At 61.9% G+C, this 6,820-nt stretch carries 7 protein-coding genes and 1 pseudogene; 7 read left to right on the forward strand and 1 reads right to left on the reverse strand.

Features of this window, described 5'->3' with window-relative positions:
* Nucleotides 1-64: 64 nt before the first annotated feature.
* From BM413_RS30985 to BM413_RS31010, 7 genes and pseudogenes are all read left to right on the forward strand, one after another.
* Nucleotides 65-736 (forward strand): YoaK family protein, encoded by a 672-nt coding sequence (locus BM413_RS30985; RefSeq protein WP_091918694.1) that lies wholly within the window; start codon nt 65-67, stop codon nt 734-736.
* A 50-nt stretch (nt 737-786) separates the two neighbouring features.
* A pseudogene (locus tag BM413_RS33920) lies at nt 787-891 on the forward strand (transposase); the annotation flags it as partial.
* 234 nt (nt 892-1,125) lie between these two features.
* Nucleotides 1,126-1,695, forward strand: a complete 570-nt coding sequence (locus BM413_RS30995) for a sorbitol dehydrogenase family protein (protein ID WP_244538125.1) — start codon at nt 1,126-1,128, stop codon at nt 1,693-1,695.
* A gap of 2 nt (nt 1,696-1,697) precedes the next feature.
* Nucleotides 1,698-2,915 carry a GMC family oxidoreductase gene (locus tag BM413_RS31000; protein ID WP_210189012.1) on the forward strand — a complete coding sequence of 406 codons (1,218 nt, stop codon included), beginning with the start codon at nt 1,698-1,700 and terminating at the stop codon, nt 2,913-2,915.
* On the forward strand, nt 2,863-3,336 hold the full coding sequence (locus tag BM413_RS33480; RefSeq protein ID WP_210189013.1) for a GMC oxidoreductase: 474 nt from the start codon (nt 2,863-2,865) through the stop codon (nt 3,334-3,336). The genes BM413_RS31000 and BM413_RS33480 overlap by 53 nt, the downstream gene beginning before the upstream one ends.
* Nucleotides 3,337-3,338: 2 nt before the next feature.
* Complete coding sequence (locus tag BM413_RS31005) at nt 3,339-4,790, forward strand: c-type cytochrome (RefSeq protein ID WP_091918696.1); 1,452 nt, start codon at nt 3,339-3,341, stop codon at nt 4,788-4,790.
* A gap of 122 nt (nt 4,791-4,912) precedes the next feature.
* Nucleotides 4,913-5,473 (forward strand): NADPH-dependent FMN reductase, encoded by a 561-nt coding sequence (locus BM413_RS31010; RefSeq protein WP_091918697.1) that lies wholly within the window; start codon nt 4,913-4,915, stop codon nt 5,471-5,473.
* Between the two features lie 157 nt (nt 5,474-5,630).
* Here BM413_RS31010 and BM413_RS31015 read toward each other — a convergent pair whose 3' ends face one another.
* The gene (locus BM413_RS31015) at nt 5,631-6,515 is read right to left on the reverse strand and encodes a LysR family transcriptional regulator (RefSeq protein ID WP_091918698.1); all 885 of its coding nucleotides are present in this window, start codon (nt 6,513-6,515) and stop codon (nt 5,631-5,633) included.
* Nucleotides 6,516-6,820: the final 305 nt, after the last annotated feature.

Consider the following 6,820-nt stretch of genomic DNA (forward strand, 5'->3'; position numbering starts at 1 on the left):
CCTGCATCATGCTAATGACCGCCATATGGCGATATCGGGGAGCAAATATTATCTGGAGCGCTGAATGAAAAATCCTCTCGCGACACTCCTTAGCTTCATCGGTGGGTATGTCGACACTGCAGGTTTTCTTGCTCTGAATGGCCTTTTTACTGCTCACGTGACGGGTAATTTCGTCATGATCGGTGCAGCTATCGCTCACGATAGTTCGGGCATTCTCAGCAAATTGTTGGCGTTGCCGGTCTTCTGCGTGGCAATCCTCATCGCGCGCACGGTGTCGCTCCGAATTTCGATGTCAGGCAAGCGAACCATGGTGACTATGCTCTGCGTTCAGTTCCTGTTGCTGTCTGCAGCGGCGGCGCTGGCGATCCACTTTGGCAAGTTCGACAATCCGGACGGCCTGCCTCTGATCACAACTGGCATGCTAATTGTTGCGGCAATGGCTATTCAAAATGGGTTTCATCGCGTGCGCCTAAACGGTGCTCCTCCCACGACGTTAATGACGGGAACGACCACCCAGATCATGTTGGATGTCGCAGCGTTGCTTAGTCCAAAGGCTGGCGTGGACTCTGCTCCGATCAAGTCAGGCGTTGTCCGACTGGCTATTGCCGTTGCAACCTTTGCGTTGGGCTGTGCCTTGGCGGCGCTCACATACATCCAGCTTGGAATGTGGTGTTTCGTTCTGCCGCCGATTCTGACTCTGATTGGCATCAGCATTCAGGTACGCGCCAATGCCTGAATGCCTCGACGGACCGGAGGCTTATAAGTTATCGAACGGGCGGCAGGCCGGAGGTGATGACGCTAGATGCCCACGAGTTCATCCGCCGCTTCCTGCTTCACACCGTTCCAGACGGCTTTCACCGCATTCGTCATTACGGCCTACTTGCCAATGGCCATCAGCAACTGAAGCTGGACCTGTGCCGAAGCCTGCTCGACGTCCCGTCGCCGGAGCAGCCGGCCGAAGAACCGGACGCAAAAGCGGCCGCCCGACGCGCCGGATATCCGCAAGGTCTACAGTCAGTAGACTGAACACGCACTATATCGCCGCCGGTTCTGCATCTATTCTAAAAATGCTAGGATTTTTCCCGGCCCAACACGCATCGTTTCGCTCTATGAGAAGGAATCAATTTGACCGCTAGAAGCCATTCTGGTGTCGATGGAGCTTTGCCTCGCTGCGCGTCATTTACCGCCGCGCCAATTTCCCGCCGCGCCCTCCTCACTAGCACCGCTTTCATCCTTTTCGGCTTCGCCGCCCTGCCCACGCCGCAGGCCCTCGCGGCCCCCGCCGACGACGCTAGGGCCTTTCTCGATCTATCGAGGATCGCGACCGGGCGCACCGAGCTTTCGCCCGTCACCGCCCAGCGCATCTTCGAGGCCCTTTCCGACGACGGCATGGGCGCAGAGATCGCCCACCTCGCTGGCTTCGCCACGCCCGGCCAGAGCCCGCAGGCGCTCAAGGCTGCGGCCGTTGAGGCAGGCCTCGACGGCGAGCTGATGCGTATCATTGCCGCCTGGTACAAGGGCACCGTGGACACCCAGAAGGGCCCAGTCGTCGTCGCATATAGAGACGCGCTGATGTACACGCCCGTCGCCGACGGTCTCACCGTCCCGACCTATTGCAACAAGGGCCCCATGTGGTGGAGCGACTTGCCACCCGGCATCAGCCGCATGCCCATGAATAGCCCGAAGGTTCTCTGATCGTGAAACGCCCCGTTTTTTCCAATGGCGACGCGGTCGCCGATGTCGTGATCGTTGGCTCGGGCGTGGTCGGCGCGCTGATCGCCGACCAGTTGGCCGCGGAAGGCAAGGCCGTCCTGGTGCTGGATGCCGGGCTGCGCATCCAGCGTGCCCAGGCGGTCGAGAACTGGCGCAACATGCCGTTCCAGAACCGCGCCGGCTCCGATTTCCAAGGCCTGTTCCCGCAGTCCAAATGGGCGCCCGCCCCGCTCTATTGGCCTGAGAACAATTTCGTCGAGCTCTCCGGCCCGGACGGCAAAGGCTTCAAACAGGGCTATCTGAAGACGGTGGGCGGCACGACCTGGCACTGGGCCGCCTCAAGCTGGCGGCATCTGCCGGTCGACCTGAAGATGCGCTCCGCCTACGGCGTCGGTCTCGACTGGCCCATCTCCTATGACGAGTTGGAGCCCTATTACTGTCGCGCCGAGGACGCCATGGGGGTCGCCGGGCCGAACGATCCCGCACTGCAGTCGCCCGCCGAACGCAGCCGGCCCTATCCGATGGACATGGTGCCGTGGAGCTATGGCGACAAGCGCTTCGCCGAGGTGGTCAATGCCCACGGCTTCCGCTCGGTGCCGATCCCTCAGGGACGAAGCACCCGGCCCTGGAACGGTCGTCCTACCTGCTGCGGCAACAACAATTGCCAGCCCATCTGTCCGATCGGCGCTATGTACAATGGCATCCACACCGTCGAGGCCGCCGAGGCAAAGGGCGCGCTGGTGCTGGCCGAATCCGTCGTCTATCGCATCGACACCGACGCCAATAACCGCGTCACCGCCGTCCACTGGTACGATAACGAGCACCGCTCGCATAAGGCGACTGGCGAGGCCTTCGTCATCGCCTGCAACTCGCTGGAATCGCCGCGCATGCTCTTGGCCGCCGCCAATGACGGCGGGCATCGCCAATTCGTCCGACCAGGTCGGGCGCAACATGATGGACCATTCCGGCTTCCACTGCTTCTTCCAGTCGGAGGAGCCGCTCTGGGTCGGCCGTGGCCCGGCGCAGAGCAGCTGCCTCGTCGGCCCGCGCGACGGTGCGTTCCGCTCCGACTATTCAGCCAACAAGATGATCCTCAACAACATCACGCAGGTGACCTCCGCCACCAATGCGGCGCTGAAGGCGGGCCTCGTGGGCGCGGAGCTCGACGCCGAGATCCGCAAGCGCACCATCCATGGCGTTGACCTGTCGATCAGCCTCGAACCGCTGCCGGATCCAAAGAACCGCGTGACGCTCAGCACGACCCGCCGCGACCCGCATGGCATTGCCTGCCCCGACGTCTATTACGACGTGGGCGACTATGTCCGGAAAGGCTACGAGGCCTCGGTGGCGCAGCTGAAGCAGATCGCGGGCCTGTTCAACGCCACCGAGCTGAACATCACTACGGCGCTCAACGCCAACAACCACATCATGGGGGGCACCATCATGGGTGCCGACCCAAAGACCTCCGTGGTGGACGGCAATTGCCGCGCCCACGACCACGCCAACCTCTGGATCCCCGGTGGCGGCGCCATGCCCTCGGCAAGCGTGGTCAACTCGACACTGACCATGGCTGCCCTCGGCATCAAGGCCGCGGACGACATCTCCCGCGCGCTGAGGGCCTGACGATGAAGCTCACACACGCATTCTCCGCCACCCTCCTGTGCACCACGCTAGTAATCGCAGTCGCCCCCCGTGGTGCGCAGGCCCAGGACGCCCCTGACACTGTGCTGGTGGAGCAGGGCCGCATGGTCGCCACCGGCGCCGACTGCATGGCCTGCCACACCGCCCCGCGCGGCGGCAAGCCGTTCGCTGGCGGCTACGCCATCGAGTCGCCGCTCGGCGCAATCGTCTCCACCAACATCACGCCGTCGAAGATGGCGGGTATCGGCACCTATTCGGAGGCCGATTTCGCGCGCGCCGTGCGCCAGGGCGTGCGCAAGGACGGCGCACATCTTTATCCGGCCATGCCGTATGACGCTTATGCCGAGCTGACCGACGCCGACATCCGTGCCCTCTACGCCTATTTCATGCACGGCGTGCAGCCGGTCGACGACGCGCCGAAGGTCCAAACGGCGCTGCCCTTCCCCTTTAATATCCGCCTCTCCATGGTCGCCTGGAACCTCATCTATGCGCGCAAGGAGCCCTTTCAGCCGGACCCAGCGAAGAGCGCGGAGCTGAACCGCGGCGCTTATCTTGCTGGCGCACTCGGCCATTGCAGTTCCTGCCACACACCGCGCGGGTTGCTGATGGGCGAGGATTCGAGCGCCTATCTCGCCGGTGGCTTCGTCGGCTCCTGGTTCGCCCCCAACATCACCTCCGACCCGGTAAGCGGCATTGGCGGTTGGAGCACCGACGAGCTGGTAACCTATTTCCGCACCGGCCATGCGGACGGGAAGAACCAGGCCGGCGGCGGCATGGCCGAGGCGGTCGAGAACAGCCTGCAGCATCTGCCCGAGGCCGATCTCCGCGCGCTTGCGGTCTACCTGAAGTCGGCACCCGCCATTCGCGATCCACGCGAGACACAGCCAGCGCATGAGATCGGCACTCCAGTCAGCAACGAGGCCGATATCCGCGGCGTCTTCCCATCCAACGCCCATGACAGCCTGCGCACCGGTGCGGAGCTCTACAGCGGCTATTGCGCCAGCTGCCACCAGCCGAACGGCGCCGGCAGCGAGAACCAGGCCTACCCCTCGCTGTTCCACAACACCGCCACCGGCGCCATCGAGCCGGCAAACCTCGTTGCCACCATCCTCTACGGCATCGAGCGCAATGCGGGCGGTGAGGAGGTGTTGATGCCCCACTTCGGGACGGGCTCCTTCGTGGGCACGCTCTCCGATCTGCAGGTGGCAGACATCTCCAACTATGTGCTGTCCAGCTATGGCAATCCGCAGGCCCGTGTGACGCCGGCCGACGTGGCCGTCTCCCGCACCGGCGGACCGCAGCCGCTACTCGCTCGGATGCAGCCTTACATCGTGCCGGCCATGATCACCGGCGCCGTCGTCGTGCTCCTTATCCTGCTGGCCCTTGTTCTCACGATGCGGCGGCGAGGCCTTGCGGCCCTGGTCGGTCACCCGTGAGAAGGCTCGCTTGCTTCAAGCTGAGACAAGTCCATGGCGGCCACCGCAATGGGTCGGGATGACAAACTGAGTTCTCCAACCGGTCAACCTGCATCACAATCAACTTCGTAAGGAAAAACGCCATGACCACATCCGTCGCCGTTCTTGTTGGCAGCCTGCGCAAGGCCTCGTTCAACCGCAAAATGGCTCATGTGCTCATCGGGCTTGCACCGGAGGACTTGAAGTTTGAGATCGTCGAGATCGGTGATCTTCCGCTCTACAACGAGGATTTCGAACAAGAGACGCCTCCTGCCGCCTGGATTGCGTTCCGCGACAAGGTAAAGGGTTTCGATGCCGTCCTGTTCGTGACACCGGAATACAACCGCTCTGTACCCGCGGTTCTCAAGAACGCGCTCGACGTCGGGTCCCGGCCGTACGGCAAGAGCGTGTGGAGCGGCAAGCCCGGTGCGGTCGTCAGCGTCTCGCCCGGCGGGATCGGCGGCTTCGGAGCCAACCATCATTTGCGCCAGTCCCTCGTCTTCCTCGACGTGCCGACTCTCCAGCAGCCGGAAGCCTATATCGGCGGCGTCGGGAACCTGCTCGACGAGAGCGGAAAGCTAATGAACGGGAATACAGAAAAGTTCCTCACCGCCTTCATGGCGACCTTCGGGAAATGGATCGCCAGCAACCGGTCGAGAGCCTGAGGCAGGCTATACGGCTGGAATAAAACGCAACGAATCGCCGCGTGCGGCTCGGAGCGGCACCACCGGAGGAAAAGGCCGGCTCAGTGGGTCGGACTCGGGGTCTCCAGGACGCGTGGGAATGGCACAGAACCAGGCAATCGACCGGAGCCTCCTTTTGTCATGGGGCCTTCATTGTGGAGGCGCCAAAGGCAAGGACAGAAAAGTCGAGAAAACTCCGGAGTTTCAGGGTCAGCCGGCGATCTGGCGCATAGAGTACGTGGAAGGGTCGGGCCGGCACCTTATAGTCGGGCAGAAGCTCGACCAGCGCACCTGCATCGAGCGAATCCCGAACGAGTTCCAACGGCTGCAGCAGGATGCCCAGACCTTCGAGTGCCGCACAGAGCAATGGCTCGCCATGATCGACCATGAGCCGGCCTGTGACGGGCACGATGACCCGTCCCTCGGGTCCATCGAACGTCCAGTTCGTTCGCAGCTCCGTATGGGAAAAGCCAAGACACTCATGCTGTTGCAGATCCCAGGGCGATATCAGCAGACCACGTGTCTTTAGGTAGGACGGTGCGGCACACAGCACGAGACGGTAGGGAGCGAGCCGACGCGCGATCAGTCCGCTATCGGAAAGTTCTCCGACCCGGAACACGACGTCATAGCCCTCCTCGATCAGGTCTACGGCCCGGTTGGCGAGTGTGAGTTCCACCGACACTTTGGGATACATCTTCATGTATTCAGGCAGCCTTGGAGAAAGGCCCCGCATGCCGAAGCTCACAGGCGCGTTGATCCTGAGGCGGCCGCTTGGAACAGAACGCGTTTCAGCCGCCATGCTTTCCGCGGCCTCGACTTCCAAGAGGATGATCTTCGCCCGCTCGTAGAAGGTCCTCCCGAAATCTGTCAGGCTTTGTCGGCGCGTGGAACGATGAAGAAGCTGAACGCCGAGATACTGCTCCAGCTTTTGTATGTGTTTGCCGACGAGATACGAGGACATTTGCATTGCCTCTCCCGCGGCGGTGAACGAGCCGGCTTCGACTGCCTTTACGAATATCTCCATGCCTGTCAAGAAAACAATGTTACGATGGAAGCCTGGTGTAAGTAGGCCCGGTCGGCCCGAAGCTGGGATTTTGGCCAAGTGAAGAACGTTGTGGGAACATCATGATGGTGGTTGACGGCTGAGCTGGCGAGGAATGACGGTCTGCTCCAGTAAACGGAGTGGAATTATGAGTATTGGTTTTTCGAGTGGGGTTTTGGTCGAGCGCTTGAGCCTAGGGTTCAAACCCATTTATCGCGTTGATTTGGCGTAGCAAATCAGATTCAGGATTTCCGATCAACGGATTGGAGGCTTGGATGGGTCGGTTG

Origin of the sequence: Mesorhizobium sp. YR577 (genome assembly GCF_900116595.1) — a bacterium.
Taxonomy (GTDB): Bacteria; Pseudomonadota; Alphaproteobacteria; order Rhizobiales; family Rhizobiaceae; genus Mesorhizobium_M.